Below are 17,240 nucleotides of genomic sequence, written 5' to 3'. Positions count from 1 at the left end.
TGGTACCTCAAGGCTTCAGGATCAATCCGATGCGGGGGGGTGGCCCTACGCGGCGTGCAGGCCATGCCCCATGATGGACATCGTCCTGTCGTGCCGCCATCAAATATCACGATAGGGATGCACTGGCGTAGCGCAGTTGCTCGGCGCGAGAGCGGTACTGCTCTATCCACCTCACAGACTGGGCGATGCCTCCGAATGGAAAGAAATGCAGACTTACCTTTCCATGTTCTTCTGTCAGTCCGGCGGCCAAACGATCCACAAAAACATCCGGCCCCGCCGTGCCGAACAGCTTGCCGAGAGAGATGCCGTACTTGGACCACATTGACGCGCATGCGCTGACGCCGCACAAGGACGCATACCGCGCAAGCACCGCGATGCCCGCGGGACCCGGCACACCCACACGCACCGGGTGTTCAATGCCACGCTCGCGCAGCGTTTTCAACCACATCAACACGATGTCTGCATTGAATCCAAACTGCGTGACGATCAATGGCGTCATGCCGCGCCTGCCGATGCTGTCGCACTTGCGTTCGAGCACATCCCACCGATCGGCCGTGCTCATGACCGGATGGCCTTCCGGATGCCCCCCCACGCCGACAACCTGGATGCCCCAGCGCTCGAAAACGCCTGTTTCGATCAACGAGGAACTGTCGGAAAACGGTCCCACCGGCGTCGACGGATCTCCCGCGATCACGAAGCAGCGCTCAACGCCAGCTTCTGCGACCGCGCGCTTGACGAAGGAATCAAGCTCGGCAAGCGACGCGATACGGCGTGCAGAAAGGTGCGGCATGGGCACGAGGCCCAGTCCGCGCACGGCCTGCGCCGTAGCCAATCGCGCGTCGTTGTCCTGGCCTGGCAGGTAGGGAATGGAAATGGTCGACCCCGGCAATATTCGCGGCGCCACTGCGGTCAGCGCTGCGATGTCCTTCACACTGACCTCCAACGAATAGGCGTCGGTGATGTTGCCGGGGAACGTGGGCCTACTGGAATGCATCAAGGGGGGGTGTTCATCCATTGGCGTCTTGCGCAATGGCAGTGTTGGTGGCGGTCACGGACTGGCGGGCCAGTTCGATGAAGGCCCGCACGTAGTCGATGGCGGTGTCTGCCTCGCGTGCCCCAAGAAAGATCTGCTTGGCAATGCCGCGCGCACCCAGCCGCACGGGCACCACGTCCATCCTTGCCGCGTACTCCTCGACCAGCCAGCGCGGCAGAGCGGCCACGCCACGCCCGCTGGCCACCATCTGCACCATGATGTCGGTGGTTTCAATGGCTTTGTGGCGCTTGGGCGTGACACCGGCCGGCAACAGGAACTGGTTGTAGATGTCCAGGCGCTCAATGTCCACGGGGTAGCTGATGAGCACTTCCTGATTCAACTGCTGAGGCTTCACGTAGGCTGCCGACGCCAGGGCATGGCCCTTGGCCACGACCAGCACCTGCTCGTAGTCGAACACAGGTTCGAACTTCAGCCCCGGCTTGAACAGCGGGTCGGGCGTGACCAGCAGATCGATCTCGTAACCGAAGAGCGCGCCGATCCCGCCGAACTGGAACTTCTGCTTGACATCCACATCCACGTCGGGCCATGCGGCCAGATAAGGTGAAACCACCTTGAGCAGCCACTGGTAGCAAGGGTGGCATTCCATGCCGATGCGCAGCGCGCCGCGCTCGCCCTGCGCGAACTGGCCCAGGCGCTCTTCGGCCAGGTCCAGTTGCGGCAACACGCGGTTCGCCACCGCAAGCAGGTATTGGCCAGCCTGCGTCAGGCGCAGGCTTCGACCCTCACGCAGCCAGACGTCGGTGCCCAGTTGCTGCTCCAGTTTCTTCATGCTGTGGCTCAGGGCCGACTGGGTCAGGTTCAGCACGCCCGCGGCGGCCGTCAAAGACCCTTGCCTTTCGACCTGCTGGACGATGCTGAGGTGGATGCGTTCAAGCATTCAGATGATTTCCGCTCATGGATTCGTGAAATAAAACCATTTTACTTCATCAATCCCCTCACCTAGTATGCGATGCCGGCTTGTTGCTGCACCTGCACAAAAGCAGATGCGCCACCGCGTCGATCCATTCATGTGAAGCAAAAATGACTCGTCCCCTCCGTCTAGTTGCCGTTTCCGGCGGACTGCAACGCCCCTCCAAGTCTGCGGCCCTGGCCGAGCACCTGTTGGACCTGATCGCCGACGCGGTCCCCTGCGAACAACACTTGGTCGAACTTGGCCAACTCGCCCCGCAACTGGCTGGCGCGGTCTGGCGCTCGCAACTGCCCCACACGGTGGAACGGGAACTTGGCGTGGTCGAGCAAGCCGACATCCTGGTGGTGACAACCCCGGTCTACCGGGGCTCCTACACGGGACTGTTCAAGCACTTCTTCGACTTTCTTCATCAGGACGCCTTGATCGACACGCCCGTCTTGTTGGCCGCCACCGGCGGCAGCGAACGCCATGCCCTGATGATCGATCACCAATTACGGCCGCTGTTCAGCTTCTTCCAGGCGCGCACATTGCCGCTGGGCGTTTACGCGACCGACAAGGATTTCGCCGGCTACCGCCTGCAAGACGAGGCCCTGATCGAGCGGGCCAGACTGGCTGTCGAACGGGCATTGCCCCTGATCGAATTGATACGCCAGCCGCGATCTGCCGTCACAGAGGAAGCGGTCGCAGCCTGAGCCAAGGCCCTGAGTCAAGGCCAGTCCGATTGCCGTTTGCAGGGCGATAACGTTCGCGAAGCGGCAAACCAATTTCAATTCCCCGCATTTTTTTCGCAATATTCAGCGTACCCAATCACCATGAGCCAAGATTTCACATTCAGCATCAAGAGCATTTCTTTTGATGAAAACTATCAGCCATCTGACAGTACGCGCATAACGACCAACTTCGCCAATTTGGCCAGGGGAACGAGTCGCCAAGAGAATTTGCGCAACACCCTGCGGATGATTGACCGGCGCTTCAATAGCTTGGCGCATTGGGACAATCCCAAGGGCGATCGCTACGCGGTCGAACTCGACATCATTTCCGTTGAAATGCACATTGGCGCCGAAAGCGGCAGTGACGTTTTCCCGCTGATCGAGATATTGAAAACCAATATTGTCGACCGGACAAACAACGAACGCATCGAGGGCATTACGGGGAACAACTTCTCGTCCTACGTGCGCGACTACGACTTCAGCGTGCTGCTGTCAGAACACAACAACAATAAATCCACCTTCAGCACGCCCGACAATTTCGGCGAATTGCACGGCAAGCTGTTCAAGCACTTTGTCAATTCAAGTACTTACAAAGCGCACTTCAGCAAGCCGCCTGTCATCTGCATCAGCGCGTCGAGCAGCAAGACCTACCACCGGACTGAAAACCAGCACCCCATCCTGGGCGTGGAATATCAGCAAAATGAATTTTCCCCGACGGATCAGTACTTCGAAAAAATGGGCTTGCAGGTCCGCTATTTCATGCCCTCGGGTAGTGCCGCGCCCTTGGCCTTTTATTTCCAAGGCGATTTGCTTGGCCACTACACCAATCTTGAGCTGATCAGCATCATCAGCACGATGGAGACGTTCCAGAAGATCTACCGCCCCGAGATCTACAACGCCAATTCCGCAGCAGGCAAGCTCTATCAACCGAGCCTGAAGAACCAGGATTACTCGGTGACGCAGATTGTCTATGACCGCGAAGAACGCAGCCAGCTGGCCGTCAAGCAAGGGAAGTTCACCGAAGAGCACTTCATCAAGCCTTACGCAAAGACGCTGGAAAGCTGGGCTGCCAACTACGCCCTCTAATCACTCAAAACAGACAAGATTACAGATCATGAAAAAACTACTGCCCACCTCGACCGCCGGCAGCTTGCCCAAGCCCTCCTGGCTTGCCCAGCCCGAAAAGCTGTGGTCCCCGTGGAAATTGGAAGATCAGGAGCTGGTCGAAGGCAAGCAAGACGCCCTGCGCTTGGCGCTGCAAGAACAACAACATGCCGGCATTGATATCGTCAGCGACGGCGAGCAAACCCGTCAGCACTTCGTCACCACGTTCATCGAGCATCTCGATGGCGTCGATTTCGAGAAACGCGAGACCGTCAGGATTCGCGATCGCTATGACGCGAGCGTGCCGACCGTCGTGGGCGCCGTGAGCCGCCAGAAGCCCGTTTTCGTCGAGGACGCCAAGTTCCTGCGCCAGCAGACCAAGCAGCCCATCAAATGGGCCCTGCCCGGCCCCATGACGATGATCGACACGCTGTACGACGCCCACTACAAGAGCCGCGAAAAGCTGGCCTGGGAATTCGCCAAGATCCTGAACCAGGAAGCCCGCGAACTGGAAGCCGCCGGCGTCGACATCATCCAGTTCGACGAGCCGGCCTTCAACGTCTTCTTCGACGAAGTCAACGACTGGGGCATCGCCACCCTGGAACGCGCCATCGAAGGGTTGAAGTGCGAAACCGCCGTGCACATCTGCTACGGCTACGGCATCAAGGCCAACACCGACTGGAAGAAGACGCTGGGTTCGGAATGGCGTCAGTACGAGGAATCGTTCCCCAAGCTGCAAAAATCCAATATCGACATCATCTCGCTGGAATGCCACAACTCGCATGTGCCAATCGATCTGCTCGAACTGGTTCGCGGCAAGAAAGTGATGGTCGGCGCCATCGACGTGGCCAGCGACAAGATTGAAACGCCGGAAGAAGTGGCCAATACGCTGAGGAAGGCGCTGAAGTTTGTGGACGCCGACAAGCTGTATCCGTGCACGAACTGCGGCATGGCGCCGTTGTCCCGCGCCATTGCGAAAGGCAAGTTGCTGGCGCTGAGCGAAGGCGCGGAGATTGTTCGCAAGGAACTGCTGGGCTGATGCTGAGCTAAAGCGGTAAGGGGTGCGAAGAGGTTAAAGCGATAAGAAGCAAGACTACGGTTTCACCCACCGCAGCCCCCTCACCCATGAAAAAGGCGCCTCGGCGCCTTTTTTCACTTATGTGACCCGTCCTAACGTAGGTTGCCACCTACGGAACGGCATCCGTCGCAAGCTACGGCTGCGGCAGCGGCGTCCAGGCGGCCGTCTTATCGTTGTTCTATCTACTGTTCCTTCAACCCCAACGACTTCATCAACGGCGCGAACAATTTCTTCTCGTCCTGCACCCGCGCGGCATAGTCGGCCGCGCTCAGAGGTAGCGCCTCGGCGCCGGCATCCAGGAACCGCGCTTTGATCTCCGGCCGTGCCAGCACCTTGTTGATTTCGCCGTTCATGCGATCGACCACATCATCGCGGGTGCCGGCGGCGGCATACACGCCAAACAGGCTGTCCGCGAAAACGCCGTCAATGCCCGCCTCGGAAAAGGTTCGTATGTCGGGCGCCACGGCAGCCCGTTGGCGGCTCGCCACCGCCAGCACCTTCAGCTTGCCCGCTTGCACCATGGGAAAGACCGTGGCCGGTCCAAACGCAAAGTCGATCTGGCCCGCGGCCAGGTCTTGTATCGCCGGCGCCACGCCGCGATACGGCGCATGGGTCGCCTGCATGCCGGTAGCCTGCTTGAGCAGCTCGCCAGCCAGATGCGGCGTCGTGCCGTTGCCGGCCGACCCGTAGTTGAGCGGATTGGACTGTTTGCGCGCGTATTCGACGAACGCTTCGAGCGTATCGACGCCCAGCGAGGACCGGACGAACAGGAACAACTGGCTGTTGGCCAACAAGGCGACCGGCCGCAGGTCCCGCTGCGGATCGAACGGCATGCTGGCGAACATCAGCGGGTTGACCGACTCCGTCGTCGAGGGATTGAGCAAGAAGGTATGGTTGTCTCCGCCGTTTCGCACGACCTCGGCCCCCGCCACGTTGCCGCCCGCGCCGCCCCGATTCTCCACGATAACGGTCTGCTTCAAGGCCTCGGCCAAATGCGGCTGCACCGTGCGCGCCAGCATGTCGACCAGCCCGCCAGGGGCCAGCCCCACAACCAGGCGCACCGGCTTGACGGGCCAGGCCTGAGACGGCGTTTGCGCATGGCTGCCCGTCGCCCAGCCAGTCAGCGCCAGCATCATCATGGCCAGGCAATGTCTACGCAGCAGCATGCGATTCTCCTTGTAGGGCGCCACCGCGCGATCCTGCGTACGGTGCGTCAGGTGCCGCACCCCCGGTGAACCGCCTTGATGCCTCATCGCGGCGGCAGCCCTGCATCTGCCGCTCATTCTTCACAAAACTTTAAGCATAAAGAATCCCGGATAACCCTAGTTTGCTGGTGATGAGCGAGTGCGGCTTGGCGAGAGCGCTTTAGTCCGAACAAAAAAACGGGAGGCTCGAATTCGAGCCTCCCGTTCTTATTGCAAGGTCTACCGCCAGCACCATCGTGTCAGACTGCATTTATGCGCTGGCATCGGCGCAAATGCAGTTTGACACCCTGTTCTCCATTGCGATCAGTCATGCCGTCTTACCCTGCCCAACAGCACAAGCACCAGGATCGCCGTCGCTGCCGCAGCACCCGCCAGGACAAGAAGCTGAAAACGGAATGCGCCTTCGTATGCTTGCAATAGCAGCGACCGTCCAGCCGTCGGCAAATGCACCAGGGCATTCTGTAGATCGCTCATCGCCAACCGGCTCGATGCTTCGACCAGGTCGGCATTCGCCACTTGCCCTGATGTGCCATTCGGCACTGAAGCCACCAGTCCAGAAAGAATGTTGGCGGACATCATGGCCCCCACAACGGCGATGGCCATTCCGTCGCCGGCCAGGCGTACCGCATTGAAGATTCCGGCGGCCATGCCCGCCCGTTCCTTGGGAACAACGCTCACGGCCAAACCATCCATCAACCCCCAAGGCAGGCCGATGCCGATGCCAATCACCAGCATCGCCAGCAAACGCGCACTTTGCGCATCGCCGGAAAGCGTCAAACCCAACCAGGCAAGTCCGGCTGCCGCAATGGCGAGGCCAATGCCAGACAGCACGCCAACGTTGATCCAGCGCGCCAGCAGGCCGGCAATGAAGGGCACCACTAGCAACGGCGCGGACAATGCAATCATCATCTGCCCGGCAGCCAGTGCGCTGTACCCTTCGACCCCGATGAATCGGGCTGGCAGCATGACCAACAGCACGATGTACGCATAGGCTGGCGCAATCGCCAGCACCTGCACTCCGACGAACCGGGCATTGGCGAACAGAGACAGGTCGAGCATGGGCTTGGCCTGCCGCCGTTCGATGACGACAAAGGCGGCCAGCAACATGGCGGCGCTCGCCAGGCAAGCCAATACCCAGGCATGGCTCCAGCCCCGCTCGGGGGCAAGGATGATGCCGTAGGTCAGCACGGCCAGACCGGTGGTGAAGCTGATGGCGCCGGGCCAGTCCAGTCTCGTGGCGTCGGGATCGCGTGTCTCGCAGGCAAATGCTGCAATGAGTGCGGATGCCAGCAAGGCGACCAGCGCCGGTAGAAAGAACACCCATTGCCATCCCAGCGTGTCAATGAGCAGTCCGGCCAGGAATGGGCCGAATGCCGCCCCAGCGCCAAAAGTCGTACCGATCAGGCTGAATACGCGCGTGCGGGCGTGCCCGTCGAACTCCTGCGTCAGCGCAGCCATCGCGCCCGCAAAGGCAGCTGCCGCGCCCAGTCCCTGGATGAGTCGCAAGATGTCGATCCAGAGCACGGACGGCATGAAGGGAATCGCCGCTGTTATCAAGGCGAACAACAGCATGCCCGACAGCCAGACCCGCTTGCGCCCATAGGTGTCGGCCAGGCTGCCTGCGGCCAGTGTCGCACTGCCGTAGGTCAGGATGTAGGCGTTGATGATCCAGGTCAGCTCGACCGCGCTGCCGCCAAGCGCCTGGTTGATCGAGGGTACGACGACGGCGGGGCCGGCGATGCTCAACGGAATGACCGCAGCGGTCAGGCAGCCTGTCACGATCAGCGGGGTCTTATGATCCCTCGCGTCCGACGCAGATGCGGTGGTGGTGGTACTCATCGGGTATCCCTTAAAGATGGCGAGTCGCTCCCGGCTTCCGCTGAGAGTGACTCGCCATCGGATTCAGGGCTGTAGCGGCAATGCCGCGACGGCCCTATTGAATGACTGATGATACGAAGGAACTATTCATGGAAAAATAGGCCAACTATCATGACTAACATGACTGATTGGTCATCAATTGGAGGGTGAGATGGATAGCCACAGCGGCATGACGATCTTTGTGCAGGTGGCTGAATTGCGCAGCTTCGCGGCAGCGGGACAGCGGTTGGGTATATCCGCGTCGGCGGTCAGCAAGGGCGTGGCGCGGCTGGAGCAGAAGCTGGGCGTGCGCCTGTTCCAGCGCAGTACCCGCAGCGTGAGCCTCACAGCGGAAGGCGCGCTGTTTCTCGACCGTTGCCAGCGTATCCTTGCCGAGATCGCGGCGGCCGAGAATGAACTGGCCAGCACGACGGCAAGCCCGCAAGGCCGACTAAGGGTGAGCCTGCCGCTGGTCAGCGGATTGATGTGGCCGGTGTTGTCGGCCTTTGCCAACCACTATCCGCAGATCGAACTCGACCTGGATTTCAGCGATCGGCTGGTGGACGTCGTGGACGAAGGTTTCGATGCGGTAGTGCGCACCGGAGACTTGAGCGATTCCCGCCTGATGAGCAAGCGCCTGGGGGTCAGCCGCTTTGTCTGCGTGGGCGCACCAGACTATTTTGAGCGGCATGGCACGCCTGAACGGCCCGAGGACATCGCCCGGCACGCTTGCCTGCTGCATCGCATCCCAAGCACCGGCCTGCTGGAAAAATGGAGCCTGCTGCGTGGTGACGAGGACGCCGACATGCGCCCCGCGCCAAGCATGACGAGCAATCACCTTGAGACCCTGCGGCATATGGCGATCCAGGGCCACGGCATTGCCTACCTGCCGGACTTCTCGGTCAGGCCGGCCCTGGATCGCGGAGAACTGGTGACGGTGCTAGACGAATGGGCCGGTTCGTCCAGCACCTTTTGGCTATTGTGGCCGTCCAATCGGCAACTGTTGCCCAGAGTCCGGGCGTTCGTTGATTTCATGGCTGAACATCTGTTTCCGGTGGGATCGGTCAGATAATTGAAAGACCGCGTTGCCGCCTGATCTCTCACGACACGCCGTCGCCACGCACCGTCGCGGCGACCTGCTGCCCCAGACGCGGTTCGATCACCGGCCGCCACGGCACCAGCGAGCACCACACGTGTCAGGCTACATTTATCGCACATGAGAGCGCGGGACATCGGCTGCCAAATGAAAAGAGCGCCAAAGCGCCCTTTTCGTTTACCTCAACGGACCCGCGGGATCACTCCCACTCAATTGTCAACAAGCGGCGTAAACCCGCATAAAACAAGACTTTCCGGAGGATGAGTCAGTCTCAACCCGTCATTGATACCGTAACGGCCGGGAATACCTTATCTCGATGCTAATCTGGCAAATCGCTTTGGGGTTTAGCATCTTTCGCCGTCGTAGCCTCGATAAGCTGGAGTGCATGAGCATCCACTGCCAACGGAATAGTCACGTAGACCTCACCATTCTCCTTTTCCCAAGGGATGATTTGGAACTGCCAGAGAATCCGTTCTGCGTGCTTGGTGAAATCGTAAAACTCATTGAACGACTGCCATTCTCCAACGCGGCCGGCAAATTTTTCCAGATCGTTCTGAAAAGTAACGAGCCAGGCCCCGAGCCCCCCGCGTTCCAATTCCTGTGCCCACTCGGTTCCGGCCACAGCAAGCGGTGGATCAAGACCTGCGCAATGCCCAGCCATGGTGGCGGCATGATGTAAGAACGATCTCACCAACGGCAAGATAGCTTCGAGCAAGCGGCCCATGTCGCCGTGGAACCGATAAGCTAAGCGCTGGGATGGAATGGCCTCCTGCAAGCGTCGATGCGCCTCAAGCACCAGTTCCCGATAGATTTGGGTCGTATAGTCCGGAGCATAGGGAGCGGAAAAACGCCCCGCAAAATAGCTGTCCGGCGCAGCGCTAACGGCACCGTAGAGCAATTGATTCAAAGCGCCAGTGACGGGTTGAAGCAATGTGCCCGGCAGAGCCGAGTCTGTGTAGTGCACCATGGCAACGAGAGCCAACTGGTGTGCGAGGGTATAAACTGCAGAAGTAATTTGCTCGGCATCCTGACTCACTAGGCCAAGCCCGACCGAGGCCTGAGCGATAACGCGTGCTTTGACGATACCGCCACGCATCACAAGGGGTGCTTGCGCAATGCCCACACCCTCACTTGGTGGAACGGTGGTTGGCGGTCTGATACCCGGTATACCTCGGTCAAGTTCCATAAGCGCAGCCGGGTAGTCTGCCGCGAATGTAATTCCGTCTAACCGGGAAAGCGGAATCAACGAACTGAGAGTGCTGACGAGATATTGGACTTTCGTGGAAACCGGCTGGATTGACTCCTCGTCTCCACAGCCGGAAAAGGTTATTTGATAGCCGAAGCCACCAAAGTTCTCCTGCTTAGTTTGGATCGAGGAAACTTCCTTAGGGGGCTGCAGTTCACTAGCCTCCCTGGAAGGGGCCGGCTCATAGTCCTTGAAGGCATCAACCAGCGCCTCGTCGATCACGACGCGGGATCGTCTACTGATCAGGTCCAAAAGGGCGACGAATTCCCGCGCGTCCGATGCCGCAATGAAGAACTCGTCACTACACGCTGCGAGTTGCCGGTTAATGGCCTCCATATCGAATGGATTCTCGCTATGCGTCCGTCCCAACAGCAGCCGCCGGGATGAAATCGGGGCGACCACACCCACCAACTTGTCTGGGTCTGCCAGCATCAGAGGCAGTGGCTCGCCAGTAGAGGTGATAGCTATCACACCGCAATCCGGAAGAATTACGCCGGGCTGAGGAACATCTGTTAGATCCCAAACGAAAGTTTCTAGTACCTTCTTCCTAGCTCCGCCCAGAAAATCTTCGGCAAGCGCTTTGTTGTGGGCGTTTCGGACCACATGCCCCGCCTGTGCCGCCACGTGATCACCCAAGGCCTTAAGGGACGCAGCCACCTGCAGCGAGTTTGCCCCGAATGACTCCCTGCCTAAGGCGAACATCATACGAGTAATTACAGCTTTCGGGATGCCGATTTCCTCCAATTGAGGATGATCGTCCCATATATCCTGGGCAACATTGGTGAACTGCTCTGTTGGCTTCTCTTGGTCGAAACCAATGAAGCGAAACATTACCCCCGGCTCCGCCAAAAGAGCGGCCGCGCCCTGGCCCAACGCCGTCACACCCCCAGTCATGACCCTCCGAAAATGCCCAGAACGAACCGCAAAATGCGCGACGATCTCGGCGGCTTCCTGCGGGGAAGGCGCTGCAGCTGCCTTCTTCAGATTGTGAAGCAACACGCCGAGGCGCTCGCTCTCATAGGTAGTGATCCGGTCATCGAGCGTGTCTTCCCCGTTGGCGGATGGCTCCGAATAGAAGAATTCGTCGGCACCAATGCTGTCGATCCGTTCCAACGCTGGAGAGCCACCAACTTTGAATACCCAAGTATGGTTTCGTACGCCTTTGGCCTGAAAGCCGCGCTGCAACATCTGCGGAAGGTGGTGTTGATTGGCCCCGGACACTCATGCCTCCGTATCGCTACGTCCTAGTCTAAGCCTCTTTGGCAGTGGGCAGTCTACCCCATTGTACGAACCCGACTTAGCCGGCCAAATCTGACCGTCTTCCGCTCGGCGCGCCGTCGTCCACAACTCGTCTCCGCACTTGCCGCCGCTAAATTGGCCAGGAGCTCGGTGTGCGTCGCCAATTTGGCCTTCGCCTGCTTTGAGCAGGTTCGGGTGGCGCAGGCAGCGGTGATGGCTGTCTGTGGTCTTGTTATACGCCCGGCGCGGCCGCACCAGCGGGCGGGCGCTGCGCAGGATGTCGAACAGCGCTTCGCGCCCGGCTTTGATCCCCGCCTCCCGCAGCGGCTGGCCCAGCACGTGTGCAGCTCGCGCGTACCCAACCTCGGCTGACGTACCCGCAGTGCGGTGACCATTCATACCACCTGGCATGTCTGCTGCTGGCGCTCGCGCTCTCTATGCCTGCTCTTGTAATACGCCTGGCGGCTGTGGCCCATATGACGGCAAGCCCTTGCCACGCTCAACCCTTGGACGAGCTTTTGCGTGAGGACTTGCCCAAAGGCTCCTTTTGCGACACGCACCCCGTAGTCCTACTCCAGCACGTTGACAACGGCCTCGAACAACTGCGCCTTCGCGCGTGCTCCCATGAGCTGTACCTACAGCTCCTTGATCCGCTGCTCAGGCGTAAGCACCTTGCCTTGACGATCCATGTCCCCCCCTCTGACCGTCGGCAGGCTCCAGCCACTCAGCCCCGGGCGACCATGCTTGCGCAGCCACATCAGCACCGTCGATCGACCTTGAATCCCTTAGTGCCGCTGCGCCTCCTTGTACGTCAGTTCGCCTTTTCACACCTGCTCGATCATTGACAGTTTAAAAGCCAGGCTGTAGTCCCGCTGCATTCGCTTGATCACTGATTCCAATTGACTCTCCTTTTTTGTCTCAAAAAGGTGTCAACCAATTCCAAGACGGGTCATACCTAATAAAAAAAGTATGAGCCGGTCGGTGGGTTTTGGTGCTTTTTTATTTTGTTGTCGCTCCAACTCCCAACGCCCCAACATTCAAAACACTTCTTATAAATCAATAACCTATAGCGCTTGCATTGTGTTGATATACGAGAATTCCCAAAAATAGCACTAACTTTGGCCACGGACGCAGGCCCAGCGCAGACATGGCACAAGGGCAAGCTTTGCAGCATAGAGGGCGGTTAAACTATGTAACCTCCGGCGCAGCCGGTCTGATTGGTAGGCCGAAAATCGAGTGTCTTTCTGGTGGCAAAGAGAAATCGAGACGACTTCAAAAAGGGTACGGTGCTGCAGATCGCGAAGCGTGCGGGCTGGCTGTGCTCGTTTCCAACCTGCCACAAGCCAACGGTTGGAGCAACGTCTGACGACGAAGGCGAAATCAACATCGGCACGGCGGCCCACATTTGCGCGGCGGCTCCTGGTGGCCCTCGCTATGATGAAACGATGTCGCCAGAGGAGCGCTCTTCTGTAAAGAACGGCATCTGGATGTGCCGCGATCACGGTAAGGCGATCGATTCCACCGATCCGGAATTCACCGTCGGGCGGCTGCGCGAGTGGAAGAAGCAAGCGGAAAACGAATCGTGGCGACGAGTGCTACGTAACGAAGCGGCGGCCGGGCAAGCGGATACCACCAACCCGCAATTGGCGGAGCGCATTCGCATCGCCGCTGAAGCTGATCTCAATGTCTTCCGGAAAACCGCAAAATGGCCGTCCACGTCGGTCGTGCTCACGCTGGAGGTGGAGGGTTTCGACCAGCCCGCGACGACAAGCGCGCTTGCTGGCGCGGTCACGTCGCTGGACGATCTGATTCTTGTCGCACCGCCCGGAATGGGAAAAACCACCACACTCTTTCAGATCGCCGAAGGTGTACTACTAGCGAACGGCAAGGGGATGCCTCTCGTTGTGCCGCTCGGCGATTGGGCTACGGAAGACGAAACGATTCTGGGCTCTATTCTCAAACGCCCAGCGTTCCGTGGGATCACGGAAGACGACTTCCGCGCCGCCGCTGCGCAGTCCGGCATTGTGCTGCTTCTCGACGGATGGAACGAACTCGACATACAAGCGCGGACTCGCGCACGCGTGCAAGTCGCAACCCTCAAGGCTGAATTGCCAAAACTCGGCCTGATCATCTCGACGCGCCGACAAGCGCTCGACGTTCCTTTCGATGGAACTCGCGTCGATTTGCTGCCCCTCAACGAAGGACAGCAAATGCAGATCGCAGTCGCGATGCGCGGTGACGCAGGCGCCAAGATCGTCGATCAGGCATGGCGGACCGCCGGCGTACGAGAGCTCGTGACAATCCCCCTCTATCTCACCACCCTGCTCTCGCTTCCGGAAAACGCGCCATTCCCGACGACCAAGGAGGAAGTGCTACGGCACTTCGTGGCCGCGCATGAGGAAGAGGCTAGCCACGCGGAAGCCCTATACGCGGTCGCGCAAGGATTTCAGCAGGATTACCTCGACGGCCTCGCCGTCTTCGCCACCCGAACGGCCAGCACCATCGCCGATAAAGACGCACGGCGATCGATTTCTGAGACGGCGAACATACTGGCCGAGGACGGACAGATCACGATCAAGGCGCAGCCCGACGCTGTACTCAATGTGCTTGTAGACAACCACATGCTGATGCGCGCGGGCGACACACCGGGCTATTCATTTCAGCATCAGCAGTTTCAGGAGTGGTACGCTTCTCATTCGGTCGAGCGCCGGATCATTGCCGAAGTCGACGATCCCAAAGGGCGCGAGAGGTTGAAGGCCGATATCTTCAATCTCCCCGCATGGGAGGAGCCCATCCTCTTTGCAGTCGAGCGTTTAGCGCGCGGCGATGAACACCAGCAGGCCGCGTGTGGCAAGGCGATCGTCGCCGCATTTGAGGTCGATCCGATCCTGGCCGCCGAGATGATCTTCCGCTCCACGGCAGAGGTGTGGTCGCAGATCGCGGCCATTCAAGGACTCGTGGCACGCTGGCACGCACCCGGAAAAGTTGATCGCGCCGTCCGCTTCATGCTCACGTCGGGTCGCTCTGAATTCCTCGATGTGGTCTGGCCGCTCGTTACCGACGAAAACGAGCAGATCAGCCTCAAAGCGTTACGCAATTGCAGGCGTTTTAGACCCTCGATCCTCGGAAAAGACGCTGAGATGAAAATCAGGGTCCTGTCGCCACATGTCCGGACAGTGCTGCTGAGCGAAATGGCCTCGCACAGCGGGATGGACGGCCTCGATCTCGCCAGCTCCATTGCGAAGAATGATCCCGATCCTGGGGTACAGGCATCCGTCGTCGACGCGCTCTTGTTTCGGCGCGCGGACCGCCACATGGCAGCAGTGCTGCAGAGCGCGAGCGACAAGACATTCGACCTGATTGTCCGCAAAGGCCCGATCGACGAAGTGGACGATGAACAGGTCAAGAAAGGCGTCCTTGCGGCGCGCAAGCGGCAGGCGGCAGATGGCACGTCGGACGATGATCGCTTGCGCGCGATCGTGTACGCTCAGGGCAGCGAGGACCGATCCGCCGAGCTGACGGAGATCATCAGCACGATGAAGATCGAACAGCGCCAGGATGCGAAGGTGCAATTGATCTATGAAGCGCGCCACCGCTATTTGAGCGCAGTCGCGGAAGGCTTACTGGCACGCATACGTGCTAGCCGCACTCTGTTCTATGGCGCGGACGACATTCTGGCGTCCGCCGGATATGCTCTGGAAGAAGGTCTCCTCCTCGAATTGGCGCTTTCCCACTCCGGCAGCCATGATGGCCGCGCAGATGCTGCCGCGTCGGTGCTCGGGCCGATCGCCGTGGGCCGCATGGTTGACAAATTCCTCGACACAGGAGCGCGGGTGCGCGTCGGTGGCAAGTTCGACCAAGCTGCCAGAGAGATTTACTTCGGGCTACAAAACCGCATCACGCACGTGCCGGGCACGAGTCTCGTTGCCGCCGTGCTTGCGCGCTCGGCGCAGGCGAACAACGAGGAGATGACACGGTTGGCCGAGCTTCTCTCGCGATATCCAGATGGCGATACCGAACACGGTAGGCCATTCGACGCTGCGGCGCTCGCTGCCATACAGGGTCTCGTCGAAGACTGGGGCAGCAGAATGCTTGCTTCGGGCGACGCGACGCGCCGGCAAAAGGCCAGAATAGGGACTCTTGCTAGCCACGCTCCGTCCGCGGACCTGTTGCCTGTCTTGAAACAGCTACTGGACGACAATCTGCGGCGCTTCCGCGCCCTCCGCGAGGAGGCAAAGGCTGCTGGCTGGCGCCAAGGCGACGCTTCGAACGGAGCTCGCCAGCCCATGACGCACGAGTATCAGCGAGCGTTCCTGGCAATTAAATCGCCGGCGACCGCCGCCATGATGCAGGAATACCTGAAGGACGAACATTTCGGCGAACTCGCTGCGCAGGTGCTCGCCGACCAATGGCGGACTGCAAACGAGCCGGCGAAAGATAAGCGTTTTCTGTTCGGCTTGGACTTCTCGGTCGTCGAAGGAAAGCGCGCGGCACGAGCCGCCGATCCCGACGCAACGTCGGCAGAAGCTGAAACGATCTTCGCGGCGATCGAGTCCCTCATTGTGGATGGCGCCACGGATGAACAGAATAGGCTCGCGGTCGGGCTCGGCATTGTCGCATCACGGCTCCCTCACGGTCAGCGTAACAACACGATCCAGAAGCTCATTGCCCTTGCGCCGAGGCGCGCGCGTTCGGATCTTCTCCTGAGCCTCGTGCTCTCTGGCGAGGAGCTCGACATCAAGATCGTCGCCGGCGGGATCTCAGAAACCCTCGAGGCGGCGAAAACCGAGCCATGGATATTGACTCAGAGCGATGGTTACGAATTGACGCATTGGCTGCGCCTGCTTCCATTCGTGAACCGTCCAATTGAGGCCCTCGCTATCGTGCGCGATATGCCGCCCGCGCAACGCGAGCCGCGCTTCTTGGAGGAAATGGTCGGAGCACTTGCCCATAGTCCCTCGGGTGAAACCGAAGAGGTCTTGTTCCGTCTCGCGGAGGAAGATCCACGCTTCTACTTGAACAAGCGGTGGCGCACGACAGCTGTGCAGTTCGGCACGCCATCTTCGGCTCGTCAGATCGTTAACTTAACGGCGAGCGGGGTCTTGGACCAAACAAGTGACGCCCGGCATCTGGCACCGGAGCTCGCAGGTCTGATCGCGACTCACCCGGATTTGCGCTCCCATGTGTATAACCTACTGGACAGCCCACCCGTCCCAGGGCTCCCGATTCTAGCCCGCGCAGTCGCAGAAGCTCCCGACGAGGACGGCGTGCTGTTACTTATAAAACTCGAGCCGACACTGAAAATGACCTTTGTGAGTTGGCGGACCATTGAGCGGCTTGTTACAGAGCATGAGCCCGCCAGCGATTGGGCAGGCGCGTATAACGTTATTCCGGTTCCTGCCGACAGCTTGCGCAAAAGGCTGCTTAGTATGACTACGGATGGCGGTCCCGCTGACGCCGCAGCGCGATTGCTGCGTCAAATCGACTGGATTTGGGACGAATGCGGAATGCCGGAAGCAGAGCCGCGTCACCCCGATTTAGCGTCCGGCAAGCCTTGGCCGATCATGCAGCCAGACCCGGGCGCCACAGCGGACGGCTAAACGGCTAGAACACGTGATCGCTATCCCGATGGCTCGGCGCGGCGCCTCGCAGGATCCGGATGCCGCTAGTAGCAGCCTCACCGATGCGAATACCGTCTTTCGTACTGTCGCCCAGTCGCCCCTGAAGGTCGGATGACAACC

The 17,240-nt window shown here is 59.7% G+C and carries 10 protein-coding genes and 2 pseudogenes; 5 read left to right on the top strand and 7 right to left on the bottom strand.

The window, feature by feature from the left end:
* Positions 1-106: 106 nt before the first annotated feature.
* Both HV753_RS00380 and HV753_RS00375 read right to left on the bottom strand, forming a co-directional pair.
* The gene (locus HV753_RS00380; protein WP_217481422.1) at positions 107-1,015 is read right to left on the bottom strand and encodes a methylenetetrahydrofolate reductase; all 909 of its coding nucleotides are present in this window, start codon (positions 1,013-1,015) and stop codon (positions 107-109) included.
* Positions 1,008-1,931, bottom strand: coding sequence for a LysR family transcriptional regulator (locus HV753_RS00375; RefSeq protein ID WP_175172444.1), 924 nt, complete (start codon positions 1,929-1,931; stop codon positions 1,008-1,010). The genes HV753_RS00380 and HV753_RS00375 overlap by 8 nt, the downstream gene beginning before the upstream one ends.
* Positions 1,932-2,074: 143 nt before the next feature.
* On the opposite strand from HV753_RS00375, the gene msuE reads away from it, so the two are divergent.
* From msuE to HV753_RS00360, 3 genes are all read left to right on the top strand, one after another.
* A complete protein-coding gene (gene msuE, locus HV753_RS00370; protein ID WP_175172443.1) occupies positions 2,075-2,656 on the top strand; it encodes an FMN reductase in 582 nt (193 codons plus the stop codon).
* A 120-nt stretch (positions 2,657-2,776) separates the two neighbouring features.
* Positions 2,777-3,760 (top strand): DUF1852 domain-containing protein, encoded by a 984-nt coding sequence (locus HV753_RS00365; RefSeq protein WP_175172442.1) that lies wholly within the window; start codon positions 2,777-2,779, stop codon positions 3,758-3,760.
* A 28-nt stretch (positions 3,761-3,788) separates the two neighbouring features.
* Complete coding sequence (locus tag HV753_RS00360; RefSeq protein ID WP_175172441.1) at positions 3,789-4,817, top strand: methionine synthase; 1,029 nt, start codon at positions 3,789-3,791, stop codon at positions 4,815-4,817.
* Between the two features lie 221 nt (positions 4,818-5,038).
* On the opposite strand, the gene HV753_RS00355 is transcribed toward HV753_RS00360, so the two are convergent.
* Positions 5,039-6,022, bottom strand: coding sequence for a Bug family tripartite tricarboxylate transporter substrate binding protein (locus HV753_RS00355; RefSeq protein WP_175172440.1), 984 nt, complete (start codon positions 6,020-6,022; stop codon positions 5,039-5,041).
* 342 nt (positions 6,023-6,364) lie between these two features.
* Positions 6,365-7,900, bottom strand: a complete 1,536-nt coding sequence (locus tag HV753_RS00350; protein ID WP_175172439.1) for an MFS transporter — start codon at positions 7,898-7,900, stop codon at positions 6,365-6,367.
* A gap of 190 nt (positions 7,901-8,090) precedes the next feature.
* On the opposite strand from HV753_RS00350, the gene HV753_RS00345 reads away from it, so the two are divergent.
* Positions 8,091-8,990, top strand: a complete 900-nt coding sequence (locus tag HV753_RS00345; protein ID WP_175172438.1) for a LysR family transcriptional regulator — start codon at positions 8,091-8,093, stop codon at positions 8,988-8,990.
* 28 nt (positions 8,991-9,018) lie between these two features.
* Here HV753_RS00345 and HV753_RS31180 read toward each other — a convergent pair.
* The 3 genes and pseudogenes from HV753_RS31180 to HV753_RS31175 all read right to left on the bottom strand — a co-directional run.
* A pseudogene (locus tag HV753_RS31180) lies at positions 9,019-9,102 on the bottom strand (DUF3363 domain-containing protein); the annotation flags it as partial.
* Positions 9,103-9,333: 231 nt separating this feature from the next.
* Positions 9,334-11,481, bottom strand: coding sequence for a hypothetical protein (locus HV753_RS00340; protein WP_175172437.1), 2,148 nt, complete (start codon positions 11,479-11,481; stop codon positions 9,334-9,336).
* 180 nt (positions 11,482-11,661) lie between these two features.
* Positions 11,662-12,398: pseudogene (locus HV753_RS31175) on the bottom strand (transposase family protein); the annotation flags it as partial.
* 348 nt (positions 12,399-12,746) lie between these two features.
* Between HV753_RS31175 and HV753_RS00335 the strand changes: the two are divergent.
* On the top strand, positions 12,747-17,099 hold the full coding sequence (locus tag HV753_RS00335) for an NACHT domain-containing protein (RefSeq protein ID WP_217481421.1): 4,353 nt from the start codon (positions 12,747-12,749) through the stop codon (positions 17,097-17,099).
* The last annotated feature ends 141 nt before the right edge of the window (positions 17,100-17,240 follow it).

It is taken from the genome of Achromobacter pestifer (assembly GCF_902859625.1).
Lineage (GTDB): Bacteria > Pseudomonadota > Gammaproteobacteria > Burkholderiales > Burkholderiaceae_B > Achromobacter > Achromobacter pestifer.
The sequence above is the reverse complement of the archived record's forward strand: the minus strand, read 5'-3'. Positions and strand labels throughout refer to the sequence as shown.